At 70.2% G+C, this 23,637-nt stretch carries 24 protein-coding genes and 1 pseudogene; 18 read left to right on the forward strand and 7 right to left on the reverse strand.

The genetic code is table 11. The annotated features are described in order from the left end of the window. Positions 1 to 237 precede the first annotated feature (237 nt). From J7I98_RS34745 to J7I98_RS34755, 3 genes are all read left to right on the forward strand, one after another. The gene (locus J7I98_RS34745; RefSeq protein WP_214929041.1) at positions 238 to 1,377 is read left to right on the forward strand and encodes a type III polyketide synthase; all 1,140 of its coding nucleotides are present in this window, start codon (positions 238 to 240) and stop codon (positions 1,375 to 1,377) included. Positions 1,378 to 1,460: 83 nt separating this feature from the next. After that, the gene (locus J7I98_RS34750; RefSeq protein WP_214929042.1) at positions 1,461 to 1,946 is read left to right on the forward strand and encodes a cytochrome P450; all 486 of its coding nucleotides are present in this window, start codon (positions 1,461 to 1,463) and stop codon (positions 1,944 to 1,946) included. Then, entirely contained in the window at positions 1,943 to 2,482 is a 540-nt protein-coding gene (locus J7I98_RS34755; protein ID WP_374225203.1) for a cupin domain-containing protein, read from the forward strand. The genes J7I98_RS34750 and J7I98_RS34755 overlap by 4 nt, the downstream gene beginning before the upstream one ends. Before the next feature lie 84 nt (positions 2,483 to 2,566). On the opposite strand, the gene J7I98_RS34760 is transcribed toward J7I98_RS34755, so the two are convergent. Next, entirely contained in the window at positions 2,567 to 3,556 is a 990-nt protein-coding gene (locus J7I98_RS34760) for a zinc-binding dehydrogenase (RefSeq protein WP_214929043.1), read from the reverse strand. Positions 3,557 to 3,655: 99 nt separating this feature from the next. Here J7I98_RS34760 and J7I98_RS34765 point away from each other — a divergent pair, with 99 nt between their 5' ends. From J7I98_RS34765 to J7I98_RS34790, 6 genes are all read left to right on the forward strand, one after another. Further along, positions 3,656 to 4,270, forward strand: a complete 615-nt coding sequence (locus tag J7I98_RS34765; protein ID WP_214929044.1) for a TetR family transcriptional regulator — start codon at positions 3,656 to 3,658, stop codon at positions 4,268 to 4,270. 42 nt (positions 4,271 to 4,312) lie between these two features. Next, the gene (locus J7I98_RS34770) at positions 4,313 to 6,340 is read left to right on the forward strand and encodes an AAA family ATPase (protein WP_214929045.1); all 2,028 of its coding nucleotides are present in this window, start codon (positions 4,313 to 4,315) and stop codon (positions 6,338 to 6,340) included. A gap of 112 nt (positions 6,341 to 6,452) precedes the next feature. Beyond that, entirely contained in the window at positions 6,453 to 6,956 is a 504-nt protein-coding gene (locus tag J7I98_RS34775; RefSeq protein WP_214929046.1) for a DinB family protein, read from the forward strand. 90 nt (positions 6,957 to 7,046) lie between these two features. After that, positions 7,047 to 7,436, forward strand: coding sequence for a helix-turn-helix domain-containing protein (locus tag J7I98_RS34780; RefSeq protein WP_214929047.1), 390 nt, complete (start codon positions 7,047 to 7,049; stop codon positions 7,434 to 7,436). A 20-nt stretch (positions 7,437 to 7,456) separates the two neighbouring features. Then, entirely contained in the window at positions 7,457 to 8,041 is a 585-nt protein-coding gene (locus tag J7I98_RS34785) for a hypothetical protein (protein WP_214929048.1), read from the forward strand. A gap of 146 nt (positions 8,042 to 8,187) precedes the next feature. Beyond that, entirely contained in the window at positions 8,188 to 8,532 is a 345-nt protein-coding gene (locus J7I98_RS34790) for a DUF2516 family protein (protein WP_214929049.1), read from the forward strand. Positions 8,533 to 8,645: 113 nt separating this feature from the next. Here J7I98_RS34790 and J7I98_RS34795 read toward each other — a convergent pair whose 3' ends face one another. The 3 genes from J7I98_RS34795 to J7I98_RS34805 all read right to left on the reverse strand — a co-directional run bounded on the left by J7I98_RS34795 (position 8,646) and on the right by J7I98_RS34805 (position 12,369). After that, a complete protein-coding gene (locus J7I98_RS34795) occupies positions 8,646 to 10,016 on the reverse strand; it encodes a PP2C family protein-serine/threonine phosphatase (RefSeq protein WP_214929050.1) in 1,371 nt (456 codons plus the stop codon). Positions 10,017 to 10,313: 297 nt separating this feature from the next. Continuing rightward, the gene (locus J7I98_RS34800) at positions 10,314 to 11,363 is read right to left on the reverse strand and encodes a C40 family peptidase (RefSeq protein ID WP_214929051.1); all 1,050 of its coding nucleotides are present in this window, start codon (positions 11,361 to 11,363) and stop codon (positions 10,314 to 10,316) included. Positions 11,364 to 11,559: 196 nt separating this feature from the next. After that, on the reverse strand, positions 11,560 to 12,369 hold the full coding sequence (locus J7I98_RS34805; RefSeq protein WP_214929052.1) for a class I SAM-dependent methyltransferase: 810 nt from the start codon (positions 12,367 to 12,369) through the stop codon (positions 11,560 to 11,562). A gap of 206 nt (positions 12,370 to 12,575) precedes the next feature. Between J7I98_RS34805 and mshA the strand changes: the two genes are divergently transcribed. From mshA to J7I98_RS34820, 3 genes and pseudogenes are all read left to right on the forward strand, one after another. Next, on the forward strand, positions 12,576 to 13,922 hold the full coding sequence (gene mshA, locus J7I98_RS34810; RefSeq protein ID WP_214929053.1) for a D-inositol-3-phosphate glycosyltransferase: 1,347 nt from the start codon (positions 12,576 to 12,578) through the stop codon (positions 13,920 to 13,922). Continuing rightward, entirely contained in the window at positions 13,915 to 14,427 is a 513-nt protein-coding gene (locus J7I98_RS34815; RefSeq protein ID WP_214929054.1) for a YbjN domain-containing protein, read from the forward strand. The genes mshA and J7I98_RS34815 overlap by 8 nt, the downstream gene beginning before the upstream one ends. A 27-nt stretch (positions 14,428 to 14,454) precedes the next feature. Next, positions 14,455 to 14,679, forward strand: a pseudogene (locus J7I98_RS34820) (hypothetical protein); the annotation flags it as partial. Here J7I98_RS34820 and J7I98_RS34825 read toward each other — a convergent pair. Next, positions 14,669 to 15,958, reverse strand: coding sequence for an MFS transporter (locus J7I98_RS34825; protein ID WP_214929055.1), 1,290 nt, complete (start codon positions 15,956 to 15,958; stop codon positions 14,669 to 14,671). The pseudogene J7I98_RS34820 and the gene J7I98_RS34825 sit on opposite strands and share 11 nt — an antisense overlap. Before the next feature lie 132 nt (positions 15,959 to 16,090). Here J7I98_RS34825 and J7I98_RS34830 point away from each other — a divergent pair, with 132 nt between their 5' ends. Further along, entirely contained in the window at positions 16,091 to 16,852 is a 762-nt protein-coding gene (locus J7I98_RS34830) for a phosphoglyceromutase (protein ID WP_214929056.1), read from the forward strand. Between the two features lie 493 nt (positions 16,853 to 17,345). On the opposite strand, the gene phoU is transcribed toward J7I98_RS34830, so the two are convergent. Continuing rightward, positions 17,346 to 18,029 carry a phosphate signaling complex protein PhoU gene (gene phoU / locus J7I98_RS34835; RefSeq protein ID WP_214929057.1) on the reverse strand — a complete coding sequence of 228 codons (684 nt, stop codon included), beginning with the start codon at positions 18,027 to 18,029 and terminating at the stop codon, positions 17,346 to 17,348. Between the two features lie 186 nt (positions 18,030 to 18,215). Between phoU and J7I98_RS34840 the strand changes: the two genes are divergently transcribed. Together J7I98_RS34840 and J7I98_RS34845 are read left to right on the forward strand one after the other, a co-directional pair. Continuing rightward, entirely contained in the window at positions 18,216 to 19,484 is a 1,269-nt protein-coding gene (locus tag J7I98_RS34840; protein ID WP_214929058.1) for a cell wall metabolism sensor histidine kinase WalK, read from the forward strand. Beyond that, positions 19,481 to 20,161: a response regulator transcription factor gene (locus tag J7I98_RS34845; protein WP_028814608.1), complete on the forward strand. Its 681-nt coding sequence runs from the start codon at positions 19,481 to 19,483 to the stop codon at positions 20,159 to 20,161. Before J7I98_RS34840 ends, J7I98_RS34845 begins: the two co-directional genes overlap by 4 nt. Before the next feature lie 121 nt (positions 20,162 to 20,282). On the opposite strand, the gene J7I98_RS34850 is transcribed toward J7I98_RS34845, so the two are convergent. After that, a complete protein-coding gene (locus J7I98_RS34850) occupies positions 20,283 to 20,963 on the reverse strand; it encodes a DUF461 domain-containing protein (RefSeq protein ID WP_214929059.1) in 681 nt (226 codons plus the stop codon). Between the two features lie 601 nt (positions 20,964 to 21,564). On the opposite strand from J7I98_RS34850, the gene J7I98_RS34855 reads away from it, so the two are divergent. The 3 genes from J7I98_RS34855 (at position 21,565) to ispF (ending at position 23,602) form a co-directional block, all read left to right on the forward strand. Beyond that, the gene (locus J7I98_RS34855; protein ID WP_006380568.1) at positions 21,565 to 22,047 is read left to right on the forward strand and encodes a CarD family transcriptional regulator; all 483 of its coding nucleotides are present in this window, start codon (positions 21,565 to 21,567) and stop codon (positions 22,045 to 22,047) included. 291 nt (positions 22,048 to 22,338) lie between these two features. After that, on the forward strand, positions 22,339 to 23,094 hold the full coding sequence (gene ispD, locus J7I98_RS34860) for a 2-C-methyl-D-erythritol 4-phosphate cytidylyltransferase (protein ID WP_214929060.1): 756 nt from the start codon (positions 22,339 to 22,341) through the stop codon (positions 23,092 to 23,094). Beyond that, positions 23,084 to 23,602, forward strand: coding sequence for a 2-C-methyl-D-erythritol 2,4-cyclodiphosphate synthase (gene ispF, locus J7I98_RS34865; RefSeq protein ID WP_214929061.1), 519 nt, complete (start codon positions 23,084 to 23,086; stop codon positions 23,600 to 23,602). Before ispD ends, ispF begins: the two co-directional genes overlap by 11 nt. Positions 23,603 to 23,637: the final 35 nt, after the last annotated feature.

Raw genomic sequence — 23,637 nt, forward strand, 5'->3', positions numbered from 1 at the left:
GCTGCTGGACTGGGTCGAGGTGCTGGTGCGGAAGCGGAAGCGGGCCGGAGGGTAGCCGGAGTCGCGCTGCCGGGGCAGGTGGCGGGGCCGGTGGGCCCGCATGTGAGACACGTTCGGGTGCACTCTTCATCTTATGTGATTGACATATGCCTGCTCATGGGGAAATTCACGGTCCTACCCGGCCGCAGACGAGCGGTAGCCCGTACGGGGCATCGCATGACCTTGAGGGGCGGTCCGATGGCAACGCTGTGCAGACCGGCTGTTTCCGTACCCGAGCACATCATCACCGTCGCGCAGACGCTCGACCTGGCCCGGACGTTGCACGCCGATCATCCTCAACTCGCCCTGGCACTAAGGCTGATCGAAAACACCGGCGTACGGAAGCGCCACCTTGTCCAGCCGATCGAGGAGACCCTGCGCCATCCAGGGCTCCGGGCACGCAACCTGCGATACGAGTCCGAGGCGAAGGCGCGGGTGCCGGAGGTCGTCCGGCGCGCGCTGGACCACGCCGAACTGCGGCCGGCCGACATCGGCCTCATCGTCTACGTCTCGTGCACCGGCTTCATGATGCCGTCCCTGACAGCCTGGATGATCAACACCATGGGGTTCCGCTCCGACACCCGGCAGATGCCGATCGCCCAGCTCGGCTGCGCGGCGGGCGGGGCGGCGATCAACCGGGCCCACGACTTCTGCACCGCCTATCCGGGCGCCAACGCGCTGGTGGTCTCGTGCGAATTCTGCTCGCTCTGCTACCAGCCCACCGACATCGGCATCGGATCGCTGCTCTCCAACGGGCTGTTCGGTGATGCGGTGGCGGCCGTCGCCCTACGCGGCACCGGAGGCACCGGCATGTCGCTGGAGCGCAACGGCTCCCATCTGGTGCCCGACACCGAGGACTGGATCGCGTACAGCGTCCGCGAGACCGGATTCCACTTCCTGCTGGACAAACGGGTCCCCGGCACCATGGAGCCGCTGGCCCCGGCACTCAAGGAACTGGCCGCCCAGCACGGCTGGGACGCCGGACAGCTCGATTTCTACGTCGTGCACGCCGGCGGTCCGCGCATCCTGGACGACCTGTGCCGCTTTCTCGACGTACCCCCCGAGGCATTCCGCTTCAGCCGGGCGACGCTGACCGAGTACGGCAATATCGCGAGCGCCGTGGTGCTGGACGCCTTCGGCAGATTCTTCGACGAAGGCTCCGCCGTCGACTCCGCGCGGGGTCTCATCGCGGGCTTCGGGCCGGGCATCACGGCCGAGATCTCCCTCGGCAGCTGGGTCACGGACACGGCCCCTGCCCCCGTACGCACCTTCCTCTCCCCGGTGACCGCCGGGCTGCCTGCGGTCGCGGTGCTGGACGAGGAATGCCCCGCAGTCTGAACACAGGACCGTGAACCCAGGCCGTGAACTCAGGACCGTGAACTCAGGACCGTGAACTCAGGACCGTGAACTCAGGACCGGAGATGACCGAGTTGCTTTCCCCCACCGTCACCACACCTCCCCCGGTCCACCCCTGGGACCTGGACGACGTACCGGAGCTGGAATTCGACCCCTTCCTCGCCCGTCAGCTGCGCGAGGAGCCCGTCTCCCGCATCCGGCTGCCGTACAGCACCGGCCACGCCTGGCTGGTGACCCGCTACGAAGACGTCCGGCTCGTCACCTCCGACCCGCGGTTCAGCCGGACCGCGGTCGCCGGGAAGGACGTCACCCGTATGACGCCGCACCAGATCGCGGCGAACGAAGCCGTCGGGTACGCGGACCCGCCCGAGCACACCCGGCTGCGCCGGACCGTGGCGAAGGCGTTCACCTCCCGTCGCATGGACAGCCTGCGGCTCCGGGCCCGCAGGATCGCCGACGAACTGGCGGACACCATGGCCGACCACGGACCGCCCCTGGACCTCGTCGCCCATCTGCACATGCACAAGCCGCTCCTGCCGGTCGTCTGGTGACTCTCGTCAGCCCTCCGGAGGGCCTGGTCGTGCCGCCGGGCGAGGGGCGCACTCTGGCCGCTGCGGCGCAGCGGGTGACGTTCAAGGTGACCGGGGAACACGCGCGCGGCGCCTCCAGCTTCGAGGTCGTCGTCCCGCCCGGGTTCGATGTCGGGGCGCACGCGCATGCCCGCAGCGAGGAGTTGTTCTACGTACTCGAAGGCGAGCTCGACGTGCTCGCCTTCGAGCCGCGCGTGCGGACGCCCGACAACTGGCGGGAGTGGGAGTCCGCGTCCGGGCGCCGGTACGTACGGGCCACGGCGGGCACGGTCATCCTCGTCCCGCCGGGCTGCCCGCACGCCTTCGCCAACCCGACGTCGGACCCTGCCCGGATGTTCTTCCAGGCGTCGCCGCCCCCGGACCACGAGAAGTACTTCGAGGAACTGCTCGACATCCTGAACAGTGCCGGTGACTCGGGCGTCGACCAGGCGGCGATTGCCGCTCTGCGCGTGCGCTACGACATCGAACAGATCACGCCGCTGCGGCACGAGGGCTGAATGGTGCGGCGCGCTGCTGGGGTGCGTTGCGTGGCTTGGGCCCCTTGCGTGCTTGGGCTCCCCGCGCCACTTGGACCCCTCGCGCTACCTGCGCAAGGTGTCCTCGCCGACCGTGAGCAGCGCCTTGCCCGCCACCGACCGCGCCTCGATCGCCCTGTGCGCATCCGCCGCCCCCTCCAGCGGGAATGTCGTGGCGATCACCGGGCGAAGCCGTCCCGCCGCCGCCTCTGCCAGCGCCCTCGCCGACAGTCGCGTGATCGTCTCCGCCGTGAACTGGACCTCCGCGATGCCCCGCAGCGTGATGCCGCGGCGCTCCGCCTCGCCCGCGTCGATCGCCGCGAAGCCGCCGCTCGGTGCGCCGTGCGCCGATACGCGGCCGCCGTCGGCCGTCAACGCGAAGGCTGCGAGGCCGAGTTCGCCGCCCACACCGTCAAGGAGGACATCCGGGCCGGAGCCGCCCAGGGCCTCGCGGGCCCGCTCCGTCCAGCCCGGCTCGGAGTAGTCCACGACCGCGTCGGCTCCCAGCTCCCGTACGAGGTCCAGCTTCTGCTTGCCCCGCGCCGCCCCCACGACATGCGCCCCTGCCGCGTGTGCCATCTGCACCAGCAGCGTGCCCATGCCGCCCGACGCGCCCAGGATCAGGACCCGCTCGCCCGCCCGGATGCGTATCGCGTCGAGGATGCCGGTGCCGGTGACGCCGTCGTGGGCGAGTGCGGCGGCCTCGCGCAGGCCGAGGCCGTCCGGGACCGGCGTCAGCCGGTCGACGGGGGCGACGACCCGCTCGGCGTACGTCCCGCTGACACCGGGGCCCGCCACGACCCGGCGCCCGACCCACCCCGGGTCCACGCCCTCGCCGACGGCCAGCACGGTACCGGCGGCCGCGCCGCCCGGCACGTAGGGCGGGGTGACGTCGAAGTACTCGCCCCAGCCGCCGCGGATCTGCGTCTCGACGTAGAGGGTGTCGGCCACCGAGACCCCTACGACGGCCTCGCCCGGCCCGGCCACCGGATCCGGCAGCTCGGCCGCCACCAGTACCTCCGGACCGCCGAATTCCGTCACCTGAATTGCGCGCATGACGCTCTCCCCCACTCACTCGGTGCGTGTGTGCCTGTGTGCTGCGCCCGAGTCTGTGACCTCAAGTCCGATTGAGGTCAAGCACGTACGCTCCTGGTCATGGGTTTGCGGGAGCGTAAGAAGCAGCAGATGTACCGGGTGATCTCCGACGCCGCGATCGCCCTCTTCCTGGAGAAGGGCTTCGACAACGTCTCCGTGGCGGAGGTGGCCGCCGCGGCCGACATCTCCAAGCCGACCCTCTTCCGCTACTTCCCCTCCAAGGAAGACCTCGCGCTGCACCGGTTCGCCGACCACGAGGACGAGCCGGCCCGGGTGGTGCTCGCCGGGCGGACCGAGGGGCTTTCGCCGCTGGACGCCCTGCACCGGCACTTCGTGGCCCGGCTCGAAGCGCGCGATCCGGTGACCGGGCTGAGCGATGCCGCCGAGGTGCTCGCCTTTCATCGGCTGCTGTACGGGACTCCGAGCCTCGTCGCGAGGCTCTTCGCCTACGTGAACCGTTCCGAGGAGGCACTGGCCGCCGCCCTCGGCGGGCCCGACGCACTCGCTTCGCGGCTCGCCGCCGGGCAGATCGTCGCCGTACAGCGGATCCTCGCCGAGGAGAACTGGCGGCGGATCGAGGCGGGGGAGCGCGCGGAGGCGTTGCTGCCGGGCGCGGTGGAGGTGGCGGACCGGGCGTTCGGGCAGTTGCGGGAGGGGCTCGGGGAGCAATTTTAGGGCTCGCTCTATTTTGTAACTCGGTAACGTTATTCTGGGTGGATGACGTCACCCGACCACGCACTCAGCCATGCACTCAGCCAGGAACGGACCTTCCACGACGCCTGCCGGGCCGCCCTGACCCGGATGACCGAGGACGCCGGTGAACAGGTCGTCACCGGCGAGGACGTCTCCGCCTCCGGCGCCGACGCCGAAGTCCTCGGCTTCCATCTGCGCAGCTATGCCAAGGAGTTGCGGGAGGAGCCCGAGAGCCCGCTCTTCTTCGGACGTATCGACCTGGCCGACGGGCAGAGCCACCACATCGGCCGCCGCCGCATCGCCGAGCACCCGGCGGATCCGCCGCTGGTGATCGACTGGCGGGCGCCTGTGTCCCGCGCCTTCTACCAGGCGAGCGTGCGCGACCCGCAGGGTGTCGTGGTGCGACGCCGGTTCGGCTGGGCGCCGTGGAGCAAGGGGGCGTCGGAGGATCTGACGGGGCTGGAGGACGAGTGGCTGGTGGAGGGCGCTCCTGGTGGCGGCCCCGGTGGCGTACGGGATGGCGGCCCCGGTGGTGCACCGGGTGGCATCCTCGCCGGGGAGATCGAGCGGCCCCGCGTCGGCCCGATGCGCGACATCGCCGCCACGATCCAGCCCGAACAGGACGATCTCGTACGCTCCGAGCTCGCCGCGTCGGTGTGCGTACAGGGCGCACCCGGCACCGGGAAGACCGCCGTCGGGCTGCACCGTGCCGCGTACCTGCTCTATACGTATCCGCAGCGCCTGCAGCGCAGTGGGCTGCTCATCCTCGGGCCCAACCGGACCTTCCTCTCGTACATCTCCGAAGTGCTTCCGGCTCTTGGCGAGGCGGGCATCCGGCAGTCGACCGTCGACGACGAGCTGGCCCGCCATCCCGTCCGCGCGCAGGACGAGCCGGCGGCCGCCGCCGTCAAGCACGATGCCCGGATGGCGGCCGTGCTGCGGCGCGCGCTGTACGGGCGGGTGTCGGCGCCCGTCGAATCCGTTGCCGTACCGGACGGCTCGTACCGCTGGCGGATTCCGCTCGGCGAGCTGGAGCGGATCGTCGCGGAGGTACGGGCGGAGGCGCCGCCGTACGCCGTCGGCCGTGAACGCGTCCGTACGCGTGCCGTCCGCGCCCTTCAACTGCAGGCCGAGCGACGGGCGGGGCCGCCGGGGAACGAGTGGCTGAGGAGGATGGGGCGGGCTCGGGCGATCGGGGCGTTCGTGGACTCGGTGTGGCCGAAGGTGCGGGCGGAGGAGGTGGTGGCGGGGGTGCTCGCGGACCCCTGCGACCCGCTTCTTACGGACGCTGAGCGGCGGGCGATCCGGTGGGCCGGGCCGCCACGCTCCTGGAAGAGCGCCAAGTGGTCGGCCGCGGACCTGGTGTTGATCGACGAGGTCGCGGGCCTGATCGAACGCCCCGAGAGCTACGGCCACATCGTCATCGACGAGGCGCAGGACCTCTCCCCGATGCAGTGCCGGGCGATCGCCCGCCGCGTCGACTTCGGCTCGGTGACGGTGCTGGGCGATCTTGCGCAGGGTACGACGCCGTGGGCGGCCCGTACGTGGCCGGAGCTCCTGGCGCACCTGGGCAAGGACACGGTCGCGGTCGTCCCGCTGACCACGGGGTTCCGCGTACCGAAGGCGATCGTGGCACTGGCGAACCGGCTGCTCGGGGCGCTGGACGTCGACGTACCGCTCGGGCGGTCGCTGCGTGGGGGAGGGGAGCTGACGGTACGTGAGGTGACGGATGTGGTGGCGGCGACGGTGGATGCGGTGCGGGCGGCGCTGGCGAAGGAGGGATCGGTGGGGGTGATCGCGGATGCGGGGGAGGTGGGGGCTTTGCGGGAGGCGTTGGGGGCGGCGGGACTGGCTCAGGAGGCCCGGGTGTCTGTGGTGGCTGCGGCGATGGTCAAGGGGCTGGAGTACGACCATGTCGTGGTGGTGGAGCCGGCTGCGATCGTGGGGGCCGAGGGGCGGGGGTTGCACCGGCTGTACGTGGTGCTGACGCGGGCGGTCAGCCGGCTGGTCGTCCTGCACAGGCTTCCGCTGCCGGGGGAGATGGCGGGCTGAGGTCGTCCGTCGGGTGCGGGGTCGGGCCGGTGGCCCATCCGGCCCCGCTCGCTTGGCGGTTGGTCCGTTAATGGCTCGACAGGGGACCTGGGGCCGAAGACTATTCAGCTCAATGACACGAACCGACATGCCAACGACGTTCGACGAGCGGGCCTCGTTGACCACCTTCCTCGACTACGTCAGGGACACCGCTCGCGCGAAGTGCGACGGCGTATCGGCCGAAGACGCGCGCAAGGCGCCGCTGCCGGGGTCGCCGCTGATGACGCTCTGCGGGCTGATCAATCACCTGCGCTGGGTCGAGTACTACTGGTTCCAGGTGGCGTTCCTCGGGGAAGAGGACCAGGGACCGTGGACGGACGAGGACCCCGACCGCGAGATGCGGATCGCCGTCGACATCCCGCTGGCGGAACTTCTGGCGGAGTACGAGGCACAGAGCGCCCGTTACCGAGAGCTGGTCGCCGCGACCGATCTCGATGCGAAGGCCAAGACGCCGTCGCGCAACGGCACGCACGTCAATCTGCGCTGGGTCATCCTGCACCTGATCGAGGAGACGGCCCGGCACAACGGCCATCTCGACATGCTGCGGGAGCTGGCCGACGGTCAGACCGGCGTCTAGGAGGGCCGGGATACGGCCTATCCGGTGGCGTAGGACACTATTGCAAGCGTTCGCTTGCAATAGTTAGCACCGATGGCGCACCATCGAGGTATGGCATCACTCAACGTCGGCAATCTCGGTGAGTACCTGCGCGAGCAGCGGCGCAGTGCGCAGCTGTCGCTGCGGCAGCTCGCCGAAGCCGCCGGGGTGTCCAATCCGTACCTGAGTCAGATCGAACGCGGCCTGCGCAAGCCGAGTGCGGACATCCTGCAGCAGCTTGCGAAGGCGCTGCGGATCTCCGCCGAGACGCTGTACGTCCAGGCCGGGATTCTTGACGAGCGGGAGCGCGAGGAGCTGGAGACGCGTGCCGTCATCCTCGCCGACCCCTCGATAAACGAGCGGCAGAAGCAGGTGCTGCTGCAGATCTACGACTCGTTCCGGAAGGAAAACGGAACGGATCCCGCCGGTAGTGATGCCCCCTCACCCTCGAACGAGAACTGAGATCCGGGAGGACCACAGTCATGGCCATCACCGATGACCTGCGTAAGACCCTCACCGACCCGACTCCCCTCTACTTCGCGGCCGGCACCGCGGACCTCGCCGTCCAGCAGGCCAAGAAGGTGCCCGCGCTGATCGGGCAGCTGCGCGCCGAGGCTCCGGCCCGTATCGAAGCCGTGCGCAACACCGACCCCAAGGCCGTACAGGAGAAGGTGGCCAGCCAGGCCAAGGAGGCGCAGGCCACCGTCCAGGCGAAGGTCAGCGAGGTGCTCGGCACCCTGGACACCGACCTGAAGAAGATGGGCGAGCAGGCCCAGCACCTGGCGCTGCGGAGCGTGGGCGTGGCCGCCGAGTACGCGGTCAAGGCGCGTGAGACGTACGAGAAGGTCGCCGAGCACGGCGAGCAGAGCGTGAAGGCGTGGCGCGGCGAGGCCGCCGAGGAGCTCACCGAGATCGCGGTCGCAGTCGAGCCCGACACCGAGCCCAAGGCGGAGTCGGAGGCCAAGGCCGAGGAGCCCGAGGCCGCCGAGTCCAAGGCCGCCCCGGCCAAGAAGGCGCCCGCGCGCAAGCCGGCGGCGAAGAAGGCCACGCCGCCCGCCGACAAGTAGGCAGGCGGGGTCAGCTCTGCCGGGGTCAGCTCTGCGGCGCCGGGGTTAGCTCTGCGGCGCGGGCCGGGCACCTTTCTGGGTGTCCGGCTCGTTGTCCAGGTACCTTGGCCGCGAGGCGCTCATCCACTTTTTAGGCGGTGCACAGCATGTTGCTCTCGGGATTCGGCAATCTGGTGTCGTTGCTCTACCTCGCCATGCTCGTCCTCGCCGTGGTGGCGCTGTTCTTCGCCGCGACGTCCCGTGAGGATGCGTACCGTGCCGCCGACAAGCAGACCAAGGTCTTCTGGCTGGTCATCCTGGGCGTCACGGTGGCCGTGAACCTGTTCGTTCCGATGCTGTTCCTGCAGATCGCGGGGCTGGTCGCGACGATCGTCTTCATGGTCGACGTACGGCCGGCGATCAAGCAGATCTCGGGCGGCGGCGGCCGCGGCGGACGCCGGGGCGGCAGCAGCAGCGACGGCCCCTACGGGCCGTACAACGGCGGGCGCTGAGCGCCCAGGGCCTCGGGCGCTGAGCACCTCGGGGCCGGGAGTGCCTCGGGCTTTTGAGGACCTCGGGGCCGGGAGCGCGTCGGGCCTTTGAGGACCTCGGGCCCTGGAGGACCTCAGGCCCGAGTGCCTCGGGCCCTGGAGGGCCTCAGGTCCTCTCTGCGGTCGAGCAGCAGGAGCGCCACGTCGTCCGTCAGCTCACCGCCGTTCAGGTCCCGCGCCTCGTTGACCGCGGCCTCCAGGAGCGCCTCGCCGCCGAGACCGGCCGCCAGCTGGCGGTTGATCATTTCGACCATTCCGTCCTGACCGAGCCGCTGCTTCGCCTCCGGCGGGCCGACGCGTCCCTCTATCAGGCCGTCCGTGTACATCATCAGGCTCCAGGAACCGCCCAGTTCGACCTGGCGGCGCGACCAGCGGGCACGCGGAAGCAGACCGAGCGCGGGGCCCCCGTCGTCGTACGGGAGCAGCTGCGCGGGCCGGCCGTGGCGGGCTATCAGCGGTGACGGGTGGCCGGCCAGGCACATTCCGGCCCGCCGTCCGTCCGGCGCGATGTCGATCGTGCAGAGCGTCGCGAAGATCTCGTCGTTCTCCCGCTCGTGCTCAAGGACCTGCTGCAGCGTGGAGAGCAGCTCGTCGCCGCACAGGCCGGCGAACGTCAATGCCCGCCAGGCGATCCGCAGTTCGACGCCGAGTGCGGCCTCGTCCGGGCCGTGGCCGCAGACGTCGCCGATCATCGCGTGGACCGTGCCGTCGGACGTACGGACCGTGTCGTAGAAGTCGCCGCCGAGCAGCGCGCGCGAGCGCCCCGGCCGGTAGCGGGAGGCGAAGCGCAGGTTGGAGCCTTCGAGCAGCGGGGTCGGCAGCAGGCCGCGCTCCAGGCGGGCGTTCTCCTGGGCGCGCAGCCGCGACTCGGCCAGCTTGTGCTGCGCGGTGTCGGCGCGCTTGCGCTCGACCGCGTACCGGATGGCGCGGCTGAGCTGGCGCCCGTCGAGCTCGTCGCGGAACAGGTAGTCCTGCGCGCCGACGCGCACCGCGTCAGCGGCCCGCTCGGCGTCGGTCTCGGCGGTCAGCGCCAGCACGGCGTGACCCGGCGCGAGCCGCAGTACGTGCCGCAGCGTGGCCAGCTCGTCGCCCTCGTCGGCGCCGGACGGGGTCGGGAGGGACAGGTCCAGGAGGATGCAGTGGACGTCGTCCGTGAGCAGCCGCTCGGCCTCGGTGAGGTTGCGGGCGGTGCGGATACGTACCCGGGTCCCGGCGGCGTCGAGCAGCGAGGGCACGGTGAACGTCCCTGCCGGGTCGTCCTCGATCACCAGCAGGGTGAGGTCGTGCTTGTTCGCGGACACGGCAGAGACGGCGGACAGGGCGGGCGCGGTGGGCGCCGTGGCCTCTCTGCCGTCCAGGGCGCTCCCGGTTTGCTGCTTCGGCAGGACGGCCTGACCGTTCTCCACGGCCGGACTCTGTCGCTGCCGCGGTACGGGTACGGGCATCGGTTCGGTTTCCTTCCCTCCCCCCGAGGGCGCGGCGACACATCGATCGACGCGCCGCCAAACGGGGACCTTAGCGTTACCGGGCGCCGCAACGGAATGGCGATCTGAAAGCCGCCGCAGTCATATGCCGCGTCCCGCAACGCATCCGGAGGGGTTGGGGCGGAACAGCCCCATGACGAACATCACGCCCGGAGCGCCCGTCCAGGACGCCCCGCGTGATCCCCGTTACTCCCGTTTCTCCCTTTTGCGCACCGGCTTATTCGCCCGGCTTCACCTGTCCGATTTCACCGGCGCGATTCACCTGTCCGGCCGTACGACGCCGAGGATCGGCATCGAGCCCGCCCCCGCGATCGTCACGTCCCGGCCCGGACGCGGGGCATGGACCATCGCTCCGTCGCCCACATACATCCCGATGTGGCTCGCGTCGTCGAAGTACACGATCAGGTCACCGGGGCGCATGTCCTTCACGTCGACGCGCGGCAGCCGCTTCCACTGCTCCTGCGACGTACGCGGTATGCCGCGCCCGGCCGCCAGCCACGCCTGCGACGTCAGGCCCGAGCAGTCGAAGGACCCCGGGCCCTCCGCTCCCCACACGTACGGCTTGCCGATCTGCGCCGTCGCGTATGCCACGGCCGTCTTCCCGGCTTCCGAAGCCTCGCCGCCGATGCCCTTGAGCGCGCCGGAGTCGAGCCAGGCGGTCTGCGCCTTGTACGCCGCGTCCTGCTCCATCTTGAGGAGCCGCTCGCGCTCCTCCTTCTCCAGCGTGGCTTCGATCTTCTCGGCGGCGGAGATCTGCTTCTTGATCTCCTTCTTCGCCGCTTCCTTCTTCTTGCGGCCGGCCTCCAGCTGCTCCCAATGGGAGGTCGCGTCCTTGGTGTAGGCCTGCAAGTCGGCCTGTGTGCGGGCCAGTTCGCCAAGGAGCCCCTTGGCCGCCTGCTGGCCCTCACGGATCCGGCCCGCCCCGTCCAGGAAGTGGCTGGGGTCGCCGCTGAGCATCAACTGGGCCTCGGGCGGCAGGCCGCCGTTGCGGTACTGCTCGCGCGCCTCGGCGCCCACCCGCTTCTTCAGCCCGTCGATCCGCTTCTGGCCCTTGACGATCTCCTTGGCCAGTTTCACGATCTCGGCCGACTGCTTGTCGGCCCGCTCCTCGGCGAGGTTGTACGCGTCCGTGGCGGCCCCCGCCTTGCGGTAGAGGGCGTCGATCTCGCCGCGTACCTCCTGGAGGCTCTTCTCGCTTCTCGGAGGCTTGACCGGCTTCGGGTCGGCGAACGCCTGCCCAGGTGCCGCCAGCACGGTCAAGGCGCAGACCAGCGCGATTGCGGCAGCGGCGCTGCGACGTCGGTTCACGATCTCCCCCCGGGTCCCAAATCCCACATCCCGAATCCCGAATGTGATTTACCGTCAGTAACTTGGCTGGCAATGCCGTGATGCTGCCACGCCGCCCGTAAAAGCGACAGAGGCCCCCGCCCACAGGTTTCTGACGAACAGGCAGCAGTCCGCGTTCCCCGTTCCGGGTGACCTTTCGAGTGATCCGATCCGGGTTTCAGGCGGTGCGGGGCTGGAGAGATGCCCAGTTCACCGTGACTTCGCCCTGCCGCCACCGGCGCTCCCCGTCCGCCAGTGGCCAGTCCGCCGAAAGGTCACGCACGGCCTTGATCCAGCGCTGCCGGGCGCCCAGTGAGGCGTACGGAGCTGCCGCCGCCCACGCCCGGTCGAAGTCCCGGAGGAAGGCGTGCACCGGCTCGCCCGGCACATTGCGGTGGATCAGCGCCTTGGGCAGGCGCTCCGCCAGATCGGACGGGCGGTCCAGCGACCCCAGCCGGGTCGCGAAGGTGACCGTGCGCGGTCCCGCCTGGTCGAGCGCGACCCACACGTGCCGCCGCCCGATCTCGTCGCACGTCCCCTCGACCAGCAGGCCGCCGGGCGCCAGCCGCGCGCACAGCCGCGCCCAGACGGCGGCGACCTCCCCCTCGTCGTACTGCCGCAGGACGTTCGCCGCGCGGATCAGGGCGGGCCTGCGGCCGTCGGGCAGGGGCACCTCGAAGCCGCCGTGCCGGAAGGTGAGGCCGTCGCGCTCGTACGGCCTCGCGGCGGCCACCCGGGCCGGCTCGATCTCGATGCCCACGACCTCGGTGGCGGGCGCGGCGGTGCGCAGGCGGCCGAGCAGCTCGACGGCGGTCCAGGGTGCGGCCCCGTACCCGAGGTCGACTGCGACCGGCGCCGCGGCGTGGCGGCGCAGCTCGGGCCCGTGGACGGCGGCTATCCAGCGGTCCATGCGGCGCAGACGGTTGGGGTTGGTCGTCCCGCGGGTTACGGCGCCGACGGGGCGCGACGCGGGAGTGCGGGAGGCCATGAAGCGAGGGTAAGCGTCCGTGAGGCCGTGCCCTGCCGCGTATTGCCGCCTCCTGCCGCGTAAAGGTTGAGCCAGCTGAAGTAATGATTTGGCAAAGCGGAAATGGGAAGGGGGCATTCCGCTGTTTGGCCTGATCGGAGGGGAACCACGCGCGGGAACCTGCGTCGCCTCCGTGCCATGCCCCGAGTGCGAGGAGGACCGCCGACGTGAGCCAGTACGTCTCCCGACTCGCCGGCACACTGGCGACCCCGCCCCGACTCCGGCTCCCCGGCGGCCACCACCGCAAACCGCGCCGGGTCGCCATGCTCAGCGTCCACACCTCCCCGCTGCACCAGCCGGGGACGGGCGACGCGGGCGGCATGAACGTCTACATCGTCGAGCTCGCCAAGCGCCTCGCCGCCATCAATATCGAGGTCGAGATCTTCACCCGGGCGACGACGGGCGGCCTGCCGCCGAGCGTCGAGCTCGCGCCCGGCGTCCTGGTCCGCCACATCGACGCTGGCCCCTACGAAGGCCTCGCCAAGGAGGAGCTGCCCGCCCAGCTCTGCGCCTTCACGCACGGCGTGATGCAGGCGTGGGCCGGCCAGCGCCCCGGCTACTACGACCTCGTCCATTCCCACTACTGGCTCTCCGGCCACGTCGGCTGGCTCGCCGCCGAACGGTGGGGCGTTCCCCTCGTCCACGCCATGCACACCATGGCCAAGGTCAAGAACGCCGCCCTCGCGGACGGTGACACCCCCGAGCCCGCCGCACGGGTCATCGGCGAGACGCAGATCGTACGGGCGGCCGACCGGCTCATCGCCAATACGGACGAGGAGGCCGACGAGCTGGTCCGCCACTACGAGGCCGACCCGGGCGGAGTCGCCGTCGTACACCCGGGAGTCAATCTGGAACGCTTCCGTCCGGCCGACGGCCGGGCAGCGGCCCGCGAGCGCCTCGGGCTGCCGCAGGACGCACTGATTCCGCTCTTCGCGGGCCGCATCCAGCCGCTGAAAGCTCCCGACATCCTGCTGCGCGCGGTCGCGCTGCTCCTCGACGAGGACCCGTCGCTGCGCTCCAGGATCGTCGTACCGGTGGTGGGAGGCCCCAGCGGCAGCGGCCTCGCCAAGCCCGAGGGCCTCCAGAAACTCGCCGCACGCCTCGGCATCGCCGACGTCGTCCGCTTCCGCCCGCCGGTGGGCCAGGACCGCCTCGCGGACTGGTTCCGCGCGGCGTCGGTGCTGGTCATGCCCTCGTACAGCGAATCCTTCGGCCTCGTCGCGATAGAGGCGGAAGCCTCCGGTACGCCGGTGGTCGCGGCGGCGGTGGGCGGCCTTCCGGTCGCCGTACGGGACGGCTCGACGGGCTTCCTGGTCGAGGGCCACGACCCGGCCGGGTACGCACGGGCCCTGCGCCGCTTCATCGACGACCCCGGCCTGGTGAACCGCATGGGCGCGGCGGCCGCCCGCCACGCGCAGTCCTTCGGCTGGGACACGGCCGCGTCCGGCACGGCCGACGTGTACACGGCCGCGATGCACGAACATCGCCGTCGCGTACGCTCGCACCATGGCTGACGCACTCCCGCCGATCACGCAGATCACCGAGACGCTAGAGCAGGCGCTGAAGGACGCGGAGCTGGAGTGGGAGAGCCCGGAACCCGGCTCGTACGTCGTAAAGCTCCCCGGCACGCGCAAGCTGTCCACGACATGCTCCCTGCGCCTGGGCCGCCATTCCCTGTCGATCAACGCCTTCGTGATCCGCCACCCGGACGAGAACGACGCGGCCGTCCACCGCTGGCTGCTGGAACGCAACCTGCGCCTCTACGGGGTGAGTTACGCGATCGACAGCCTCGGCGACATCTACCTCGCGGGCAAGCTGCCCCTCGCCGCCGTAACCCCGGACGAACTGGACCGCCTGCTGGGCTCGGTCCTGGAAGCCGCGGACGGCAGCTTCAACACCCTGCTGGAACTGGGCTTCGCGAGCGCGATCCGCAGGGAGTACGCGTGGCGGGTGTCGCGCGGCGAGTCGACGAGAAACCTGGCGGCGTTCACACACCTGACGGAACGCCCGACCGACTGACCACCGCCCTTCAGGGCCAGGTAGTTGACCCACTGGAACGTCACCGTCACGAACGCCCGCGCCGGGCTCGTCAAAATCGACCGGATCGCCCCGTACAGCGCGACCGTAGGCATCAGCGAGGTCCGCGAGTTCGACCAGACCGACGTACCGGACTTCACCGGCGGCCTCCACACACGTCTGGAGGCGTACGGCACCCCCGTGTCCGTACGCCCCCAGAACCTTTACGAGGCGCAGCGCGCCCTTATGCGCTGACTTCCTTCGAGGCGACGGGATTCGAGGCGACGGGAGAGGAGGGGGACGGAACAAGGGCCTCCCCCTCCGACTCCTCCTCCGGCAGGCTCCGCATCAGTAGCCAGTACCCCAGCGCCGCCCCCGTCCCCAGCACCGCGCACACGCCCCACAGCCAGTCCGCCCCCAAGCGGTCGATGACGAAGCCCGACATCAGCGGGGCGACCAGCGCCGCCGCCGACCAGGACAGGGTGTACATCCCCTGGTAGCGGCCGCGTCCGTGCACCGGCGAAAGCCGCACGACGAGCCCGGTCTGGGTCGGCGCGTTCACGATCTCGGCCAGCGTCCATACGCACACCGTCAGCGCGTACACCGCGATCGACCCGGCGAAGGCGGTGAGCCCGAAGCCGTACCCCGCCACCACGGCCGAGATGATCAGCAGCTTCCGCGGATCCCGATGCTCTATGAAACGCGTCACGGGGATCTGCAGCACCACGATGAGCACGCCATTGACCGCGATCGCCAAGCCGAAGTCCGCCGCCGAGAATCCCGCCTCGCCCATCGCCACCGGCAGCCCCACATGAGCCTGCATAAAGATCAGCGCGATCAGGAACGACAGACCCACGACACCCATGAAGCGCCGGTCGCGCAGCACCGTCCCGAGCCCGACCTCCGGCTCGGCCTTCGCCCCCGCCGAGGTATCCCGTACGGGCCGCGTTTCCGCCACCTTGACGAAGACCAGCACCGCACACGCCAGGGTCAGCGCGGCCTCGCCCAGGAAGCCCGCGAGATAGCTGTACTCGGCGATGAAGCCCGCCGCGGCCGAGGAGATGGCGAACCCGAGATTGATCGCCCAGTAGTTCAGCGAGAACGCCCTCACCCGGTCCTCGGGCTTCACAATGTCCGCCATCATCGCCTGCACGGCGGGCCGTGACGCATTGCTCGCCATACCCACCAGGAAGGCGACCGCGGCGATCGCCATCGGATCGGTCATGAAGCCGAGCAGTGCCACCGAGAGCGCGGTCGACACCTGCGCGATCATCAGGGTCGGCCGACGCCCGAGCCGGTCGGTCATCACGCCCGCGCCGAGCGAGGAGACGACCCCGCCGAGCCCGTGGAGCGCCGCGACGAGACCGGCGTACGAAGCCGAATACCCCCGCTCCACGGTCAGGTACAGCGCCAGGAACGTAGCGACAAACGCGCCGATCCGGTTGATGAGGGACGAAGTCCACAGCCACCAGAACTCGCGGGGCAGACCCGAGACGCTCTCTCGTGCGGCCCGTCTGAGACTGGCGACAGACATGGCGGTTCCCCCGGTTTGTAAGTGGCGTGGCAAGCATCCGCAAGTTACCCACCGCCACTTCTCGCCCGCCAGTCAATTGACGGCAACCGTCAAGCGTCGACCGCCCACAAGAGGTCGATTAGGCTCGTCCGCATGGCCGAAGCACCGTACAAGCTGATCCTCCTCCGCCACGGCGAGAGCGAATGGAACGCGAAGAACCTGTTCACCGGATGGGTGGACGTCAACCTCACCGAGAAGGGCGAGAAGGAGGCGGTGCGCGGCGGTGAGCTGCTCAAGGACGCCGGCCTGCTGCCCGACGTACTGCACACCTCGCTCCAGAAGCGCGCCATCCGCACCGCCCAGCTCTCGCTGGAGGCCGCGGACCGCCACTGGATCCCCGTCCATCGCTCCTGGCGCCTGAACGAGCGGCACTACGGCGCGCTCCAGGGCAAGGACAAGGCGCAGACCCTCGCCGAGTTCGGCGAGGAGCAGTTCATGCTGTGGCGCCGCTCGTACGACACCCCGCCGCCGGTCCTCGAGGACGGCACGGAGTTCTCGCAGAGCGACGACCCGCGCTACGCGACGATCCCGAGCGAGCTGCGCCCCCGCACCGAGTGCCTCAAGGACGTCGTCGAGCGCATGCTGCCGTACTGGTACGACGGCATCGTCCCCGACCTGCTGGCCGGCCGCACCGTCCTGGTCGCCGCCCACGGCAACTCCCTGCGCGGCCTGGTGAAGCACCTCGACGGCATCTCCGACGAGGCCATCACCGGCCTGAACATCCCGACCGGCATCCCGCTCTACTACGAGCTCGACGCCGACTTCCGCCCGGTCACCCCGGGCGGCAAGTACCTCGACCCGGAGGCCGCGAAGGCCGCCATCGAGGCCGTGAAGAACCAGGGCAAGAAGAAGTAAGCACCGCAAACGGAAGGGCCCCGTCCGAAAGATCGGACGGGGCCCTTTTCCGTTTACGTACGGTCAGGCGCAGCAGCCACCACATCGGCACGGCGCACCCGACTGGCAGCCGCAGCCGCAGCCCGAGCCGCAGCCGCAGGCACCGAGGATGGGCAGGGTAGGCAGGAGGGTGACTTCGACGTGCGGTTCCTGCGTGGGCGTGGGCGTGGGCGTGGGGGAATCGGCCATGGGGTTCCTCCTCGAAGAGGTACGCGGCGTACTCCTGTTGCCCATTCCATGCCCATTCCGGCGGGCGCATCAACGGCGCACACGCGCAATGACGCGTTACGCCCTTGGATGGGCCGTTACTCAGGCCCCTTCGGCCGGTGCCGCGGCCGCCGCCTGGATCTCGTCCGCGACCCCTTCCTCATGCGTCCCTCGCACTGTTCGGCGCCGTGGGCGCCTCGCAGGCTTCGGGGCGCTGCGCCGGACTCCGTCCGTCGGGCCGTGTGGCTCAGGCCCCTTCGGCCGGTGCCGCGGCCGCCGCCTGGATCTCGTCGGCGTACTCACCCGTCACCAGGTACACCACCCGCTTCGCGACCGACACCGCGTGGTCGGCGAAGCGCTCGTAGTAGCGGCCGAGCAGCGTGACGTCGACCGCCGTCTCGATGCCGTGCTTCCAGCGGTCGTCCATCAGGTGCTGGAACAGCGTGCGGTGCAGCAGGTCCATCTCGTCGTCGTCCTGCTCCAGCTGGAGCGCCAGGTCGACGTCCTTCGTGATGATGACCTCCGCCGCCTTCGCCATCAGGCGCTGCGCGAGCTGGCCCATCTCCAGGATGGTCGCGTGCAGGTCGTTCGGCACTGCCGTGGCCGGGAAGCGCAGCCGGGCGAGCTTCGCCACGTGCTGGGCCAGGTCGCCGGAGCGCTCCAGGTCGGCGCTCATCCGCAGCGACGTGACAACGATCCGCAGATCCGTCGCCACCGGCTGCTGGCGGGCCAGCAGTGCTATCGCTCGGGCCTCCAGGTCGTGCTGCAGATCGTCGACCTTCTGGTCGCCGGCGATCACGCTCTCGGCGAGCTTGAGGTCGGCGTCGAGCATGGATGTGGTGGCCCGCCCGATCGCCGAACCGACGAGCCGGGCCATCTCGACCAGGCCTTCGCCGATCGAGTCAAGTTCCTCGTGGTACGCGTCGCGCATGAAAGTCCCTCTCTCGTCCTTCTGAGGCCTCTGAACCCCACGCTCCCACGTTCTGTCCGTTACGCGTCCGTTTCCGGCACCACAAGTGAACCAGCCCCATCCCCTCGGTGAACTCTGAGCGACGAGTGTTCGAGCGGCCACCCGTTTGGCTGGGGGACTGTCCGAGACCCCGCTTAACCTGGGTGCATGGACGTGAACGCGGCAGTCGCCGCAGCAGCAGCGATCGCCGGTCTGTGCACCGGCGTGATCGCCGTGCTGACGTTCCGCTGGAGTGAGCGCGAGCAGGCCAGGCCCACCCGGTCCTCCCTGCGCCCCGACGTCAACGCCGTGCTGCCACCGGGCGTCGACACCGTGCTGTCCGTGCTGCGCTCCTCCGCCGTCGTACTGGACGAGAGCGACAGCGTCGTCAAGGCCAGCTCGGCGGCGTACGCCCTGGGGCTCGTCAGGGGCGGAAAACTGGCGGTCGACCCCATGCTCCACATGGCCCGCGACACCCGCCGCGACGGTGAGATACGACAGGTCGAGCTGGACCTGCCACGCCGCGGCACAGGCCGGGGCGACGCCCTGGCCGTCTCCGCCCGCGTCGCCCCGCTCGGCTCCCGCCTGGTGCTGCTGCTGGTGGAGGACCTCACCGAGGCCCGCCGCATAGAAGCGGTACGGCGCGACTTCGTCGCGAACGTCAGCCACGAGCTCAAGACCCCCACCGGCGCGCTCTCGCTGCTCTCGGAGGCCGTCATGGACGCCTCCGACGACCCCGAGGCGGTCACCCGTTTCGCGGGCCGCATGCAGATCGAGGCGACCCGCCTCACCAACCTGGTCCAGGAGCTCATCGACCTCTCCCGGGTCCAGAACGACGACCCGCTGGAGGACGCGGAGCCGGTCCGCGTGGACGAACTGGTCGCCGAGGCGATCGACCGCACCCGCCACGCCGCGTCCACCAAGAACATCACGATGGCCGCAGGCGGCACCGCGGACCTGCACATCTGGGGCAACCGCGGCCAGCTCGCCGCCGCACTCGGCAATCTCGTCGAGAACGCCGTCAACTACAGCCCGGCCCGCACCCGGGTCGGGATAGCCGCCCGCCGGGTCTCCGCGCCCGGCGGCGACCTGATCGAGATCGCCGTGACCGACCAGGGCATCGGAATCTCCGAGAAGGACCGCGAGCGCGTTTTCGAGCGCTTCTACCGCGTCGACCCCGCCCGCTCCCGGGCAACCGGCGGTACGGGACTCGGCCTCGCCATCGTCAAGCATGTGGCTGCCTCGCACGGCGGGGAAGTCACAGTGTGGAGCTCCGAGGGACAGGGCTCCACGTTCACCCTGCGGCTGCCCGAGGCAGCCGCACCGCGCGGCCGGTCGACGGCCGCCGCACCGGACGACGGCGTCGATGAGGACGACGGCGGCCCGCACGAGACCACTGCACGCGAACCCATTCCTGCCCCGGAGGTCCTTCCGTGACCCGAGTGCTCGTCGTCGAGGATGAGGAATCCTTCAGCGACGCCCTGTCCTACATGCTGCGCAAGGAGGGTTTCGAGGTCGCCATCGCGGCCACGGGCCCCGACGGGCTCGACGAGTTCGAGCGCAACGGCGCCGACCTCGTCCTGCTCGACCTCATGCTCCCGGGCCTGCCCGGCACCGAGGTCTGCCGCCAGCTGCGCAGCCATTCCAATGTTCCGGTCATCATGGTGACGGCCAAGGACAGCGAGATCGACAAGGTCGTGGGCCTGGAAATAGGAGCCGACGACTACGTCACGAAGCCCTTCTCCTCGCGGGAGCTGGTCGCCCGCATCCGCGCGGTCCTGCGCCGCCGCGGCGAGCCGGAGGAGGTCACGCCGGCGGCCCTGGAGGCGGGCCCGGTGCGGATGGACGTCGACCGCCACGTGGTCACGGTGGGCGGCGGCAAGGTCGACCTCCCGCTGAAGGAGTTCGACCTCCTGGAGATGCTCCTGCGCAACGCGGGCAGAGTCCTCACCCGCATGCAGCTGATCGACCGCGTCTGGGGCGCGGACTACGTGGGCGACACGAAGACGCTGGACGTCCACGTGAAGCGCCTGCGCGCCAAGATCGAACCCGACCCGGGCGCTCCGCGCTACCTGGTGACGGTGCGAGGCCTGGGCTACAAGTTCGAGCCGTAAACCGACTCCGACCCTGAAAGCCGGACGGAGTCCGGACGCGGCTTTGCACGGCCTGTACGTAATGGGGGCGCCCCGCCGGAGATATCCGGCGGGGCGCCCCCATTACGTATGTGTACGGGCGTCAGTGCCCGGTTCCCGCGTCGTGCTCCTCGGCGGACCCCTCCGTCGGCGTCGAGGACGCCGAGTGGCCCTCGCCACCGGCAGGCGGCTCCGTCGGCGTCCCGGTCGGCGTGCCCGAGGGCGTCGCGGTTGCCGAGCCGGTCGGCGTGGCGGCCGGCGGCTTCGGCGCCTCGGACGGGCCGAAGCCCTTGAAGTAGTGCGTCGCCGGGGTCACGAAGGCCCGCAGTTCCACCGAACCCGTGGAGCTGAGCTCGAAGACCACGGGCTGCGCGTCGCCGTCCCTGGCGGCCTCGCGGCCCTTCTCGATCACGGCGGAGGCGTTGCCCTCGCCGCCGAGGAGGAGCGAGCCGCCCGCGGGCACGGTCACCGGGCCCGAGCCCTTGGCGGGCTTGAGCTTCACGGGTACGTCGGTGCCCGGCAGCTTGATGGACTCAAGGGTCTCGGCCTTGGTGCCGTTGTTGAACAGCTTCGCGGTGACGACCGCGGGCCCCTCGGCGTCGAGCTTCGGCTGAGTGACGATCGCGGCGTTCTGGATCTTGATGTTGTCCACGGAGGTCGCCGCGTTGTCCGGCTTGACCCCCAGCGACTGTGCGTCGTTGCCCGCTCCGCAGGCGGCGAGCGAAGCGATCGAGAACACGATGGCGGTGGCGGCGAGGGCACCGCGTCGAAGGCTGCGGCTCACGGCGGCGGCATCTCCTCTTGACGGGGTCGAGCGGCGTTGAGCCGCCCAAGGGGTGTTTCGGCGCGCTTAGGTTACCGAGCCGTCGCCCGGCCCTTGCACCCGACCCGCCCCACCCGGCCCGTCCGTACAGGTCCTGCCCATGGACTTGTCGTAGTCCTGCCGTGGTCCTGTCCGCCCGTGCGGTCGGTTTCGTACGCCGTTCACATATCGCGGGGACGGCACGAGAGCGACCCGAGTGCGGATTATCCGTAAGGAATGTATGGGGGTACGGAGAATTGATCACGGCGGCCCCGTGATCAATTCTGGATTCGGGCCGAACGGGTGACCGATCTCCGAACGGAGTACTCGAAGTTCACCGCTTCGAACCCGGCAAAACGGGACGTTCGGTCCGTCATGAGGGGTTCGCGGTGCGTGTACCGTACGCGTTTCTCTCGCCCCGCGCAGCCGCTCCGACCTGCGAATACCCGCTTCCGGAAGCCCTGCGCAGCACGTTCCTGTTGCTGTTGTCAAGCCCCGAGATATGCCCTGACCTGCGGAAACGCCATTCAGAAGAAGCCTCATCCGTGTTACTCTGGATAGCCACGGAAGGGGTACCTGTCACATGACGTTCAAGGTTGGCGACACCGTGGTCTATCCCCATCACGGGGCCGCGCTGATCGAGGCTATCGAAACTCGCCAGATCAAAGGCGTGGACAAGACCTACTTGGTGCTCAAGGTCGCCCAGGGTGACTTGACTGTTCGTGTGCCTGCGGACAATGCGGAGTTCGTCGGTGTACGCGATGTAGTCGGTCAGGAAGGGCTCGACCGGGTCTTCGAGGTGCTGCGCGCACCGTATGCCGAAGAGCCGACGAACTGGTCCCGACGCTACAAGGCAAATCTCGAGAAGCTTGCCTCGGGCGATGTCATCAAGGTTGCCGAGGTAGTGCGCGACCTGTGGCGTCGTGAGCGTGAGCGCGGTCTCTCCGCAGGTGAGAAGCGCATGCTCGCCAAAGCGCGCCAGATCCTGGTGAGCGAGCTCGCACTCGCGGAGAACACCAATGAAGACAAGGCCGAGGCTCTGCTCGACGAGGTCCTCGCGTCCTGACTCCGGGTCCGGGGGCGCTCCCCTGACACGCAGTGATTTGATGCCGTGGTGCCCGCTGACAAGGCCGTCCAGCCTTTGTCGCCGGGCACTGCGGCATCTCTCCGTTCACCCCGAGGTACCCCTGATGAAGCTCTGGCGTGCCGGGCCCGGGCAGCTGGCTCGACCAGTCGTCACGGAAGGGGCCGGTCAAGGCGTCGCGCCCGGCACGCTGTGGCCATACCCACCTCGGGCGCGGACACAAACCTGGCGGAGCCAACCCGTCCCCGAAGCCAGTCGGCCCCGGAGCTACCGATGACAGACGTACCGCGCCCCACTCCCTCTCCCCGCACCGCCGCCGTGATCCCGGCGGCCGGCCGCGGCGTACGGCTCGGCCCGGGCGCCCCCAAAGCGCTCCGCATGCTGAGCGGCACCCCGATGCTGATCCACGCGGTACGCGCCATGGCCAACTCCAGGGCCGTCTCCCTCGTCGTCGTGGTGGCCCCACCGGACGACGCCGTCGAGGTCAAGAACCTCCTCGACGAACACGCCCTGCCCGAGCGGACCGACTTCCTCGTCGTACCGGGCGGCGACACTCGCCAGGAGTCGGTGCGCCTCGGCCTCGACGCACTGCCCCCGGGCATCACCACCGTCCTCGTGCACGACGCGGCCCGCCCGCTCGTGCCCGTAGACACGGTCGACGCGGTCATCGAAGCCGTACGGGACGGAGCGCCCGCCGTCGTACCGGCCCTGCCGCTCGCCGACACCGTCAAGCAGGTCGAGCCCCGGGAGAAGGGCGAGCCCGAGCCGGTCGTCGCCACCCCCGAGCGGGCGCTGCTGCGCGCCGTACAGACCCCGCAGGGCTTCGACCGGGCCACCCTCGTCCGCGCGCACCAGGCGATCGCGCCGAACGGCGAAGGAGCGACGGACTGCGCGGGCATGGTCGAACAGCTCGGCGTGCAGGTCGTGGTCGTACCCGGCCACGAAGAGGCATTCAAGGTGACCCGGCCCCTGGACCTCGTCCTGGCCGAGGCAGTACTCGCCCGCAGGAGGGCCAACGATGGCTTCTGAGAACCACCGGGCCGAGATCCCGGCTCTCCCCCCGCTGCCCCTCGTCGGCATCGGCACCGACATTCACGCTTTCGAGGAGGGCCGCGAGCTCTGGTGCGGCGGCCTGCTCTGGGAGGGCGAGGGCCCCGGCCTGGCCGGCCACTCGGACGCCGACGTCGTCGCCCACGCCGCCTGCAACGCGCTCTTCTCCGCCGCCGGCCTCGGCGACCTCGGCGCCCACTTCGGCACCGGCCGCCCCGAGTGGTCCGGTGCGTCCGGCGTCACACTGCTGACCGAAGCCGCCCGGATCGTACGGGCCGAGGGTTTCGCGATCGGCAATGTCGCCGTCCAGGTCGTCGGCGTGCGCCCGAAGATCGGCAAGCGCCGCGACGAGGCGCAGAAGGTGCTTTCGGCCGCCGTCGGCGCCCCTGTCTCACTGTCCGCCGCCACCACCGACGGTCTCGGATTCACCGGCAGAGGTGAAGGGCTCGCGGCCATCGCCACGGCGCTGGTGGTCCGTACCGGTTGAGTTTCCCCCACCGGGCCACCCGGGTATGAGAAAGG

Origin of the sequence: Streptomyces sp. ISL-98, assembly GCF_018614055.1 — a bacterium.
GTDB classification, from domain to species: domain Bacteria; phylum Actinomycetota; class Actinomycetes; order Streptomycetales; family Streptomycetaceae; genus Streptomyces; species Streptomyces spiramyceticus.

Bases quoted from the DNA above. Each gene is read 5' to 3' on its own strand.
- ispD (WP_214929060.1), top strand. From the start codon at position 22,339: ATGACAGACGTACCGCGCCCCACTCCCTCTCCCCGCACCGCCGCCGTG.
- J7I98_RS34770 (WP_214929045.1), top strand. From the start codon at position 4,313: ATGACGTCACCCGACCACGCACTCAGCCATGCACTCAGCCAGGAACGG.
- J7I98_RS34795 (WP_214929050.1), bottom strand. From the start codon at position 10,016: ATGCCCGTACCCGTACCGCGGCAGCGACAGAGTCCGGCCGTGGAGAAC.
- J7I98_RS34745 (WP_214929041.1), top strand. From the start codon at position 238: ATGGCAACGCTGTGCAGACCGGCTGTTTCCGTACCCGAGCACATCATC.
- J7I98_RS34785 (WP_214929048.1), top strand. From the start codon at position 7,457: ATGGCCATCACCGATGACCTGCGTAAGACCCTCACCGACCCGACTCCC.
- J7I98_RS34765 (WP_214929044.1), top strand. From the start codon at position 3,656: ATGGGTTTGCGGGAGCGTAAGAAGCAGCAGATGTACCGGGTGATCTCC.
- J7I98_RS34830 (WP_214929056.1), top strand. From the start codon at position 16,091: ATGGCCGAAGCACCGTACAAGCTGATCCTCCTCCGCCACGGCGAGAGC.
- ispF (WP_214929061.1), top strand. From the start codon at position 23,084: ATGGCTTCTGAGAACCACCGGGCCGAGATCCCGGCTCTCCCCCCGCTG.
- J7I98_RS34840 (WP_214929058.1), top strand. From the start codon at position 18,216: ATGGACGTGAACGCGGCAGTCGCCGCAGCAGCAGCGATCGCCGGTCTG.
- J7I98_RS34775 (WP_214929046.1), top strand. From the start codon at position 6,453: ATGACACGAACCGACATGCCAACGACGTTCGACGAGCGGGCCTCGTTG.
- J7I98_RS34750 (WP_214929042.1), top strand. From the start codon at position 1,461: ATGACCGAGTTGCTTTCCCCCACCGTCACCACACCTCCCCCGGTCCAC.
- phoU (WP_214929057.1), bottom strand. From the start codon at position 18,029: ATGCGCGACGCGTACCACGAGGAACTTGACTCGATCGGCGAAGGCCTG.
- J7I98_RS34760 (WP_214929043.1), bottom strand. From the start codon at position 3,556: ATGCGCGCAATTCAGGTGACGGAATTCGGCGGTCCGGAGGTACTGGTG.
- J7I98_RS34790 (WP_214929049.1), top strand. From the start codon at position 8,188: ATGTTGCTCTCGGGATTCGGCAATCTGGTGTCGTTGCTCTACCTCGCC.
- J7I98_RS34805 (WP_214929052.1), bottom strand. From the start codon at position 12,369: ATGGCCTCCCGCACTCCCGCGTCGCGCCCCGTCGGCGCCGTAACCCGC.
- J7I98_RS34780 (WP_214929047.1), top strand. From the start codon at position 7,047: ATGGCATCACTCAACGTCGGCAATCTCGGTGAGTACCTGCGCGAGCAG.
- J7I98_RS34855 (WP_006380568.1), top strand. From the start codon at position 21,565: ATGACGTTCAAGGTTGGCGACACCGTGGTCTATCCCCATCACGGGGCC.
- J7I98_RS34825 (WP_214929055.1), bottom strand. From the start codon at position 15,958: ATGTCTGTCGCCAGTCTCAGACGGGCCGCACGAGAGAGCGTCTCGGGT.
- J7I98_RS34815 (WP_214929054.1), top strand. From the start codon at position 13,915: ATGGCTGACGCACTCCCGCCGATCACGCAGATCACCGAGACGCTAGAG.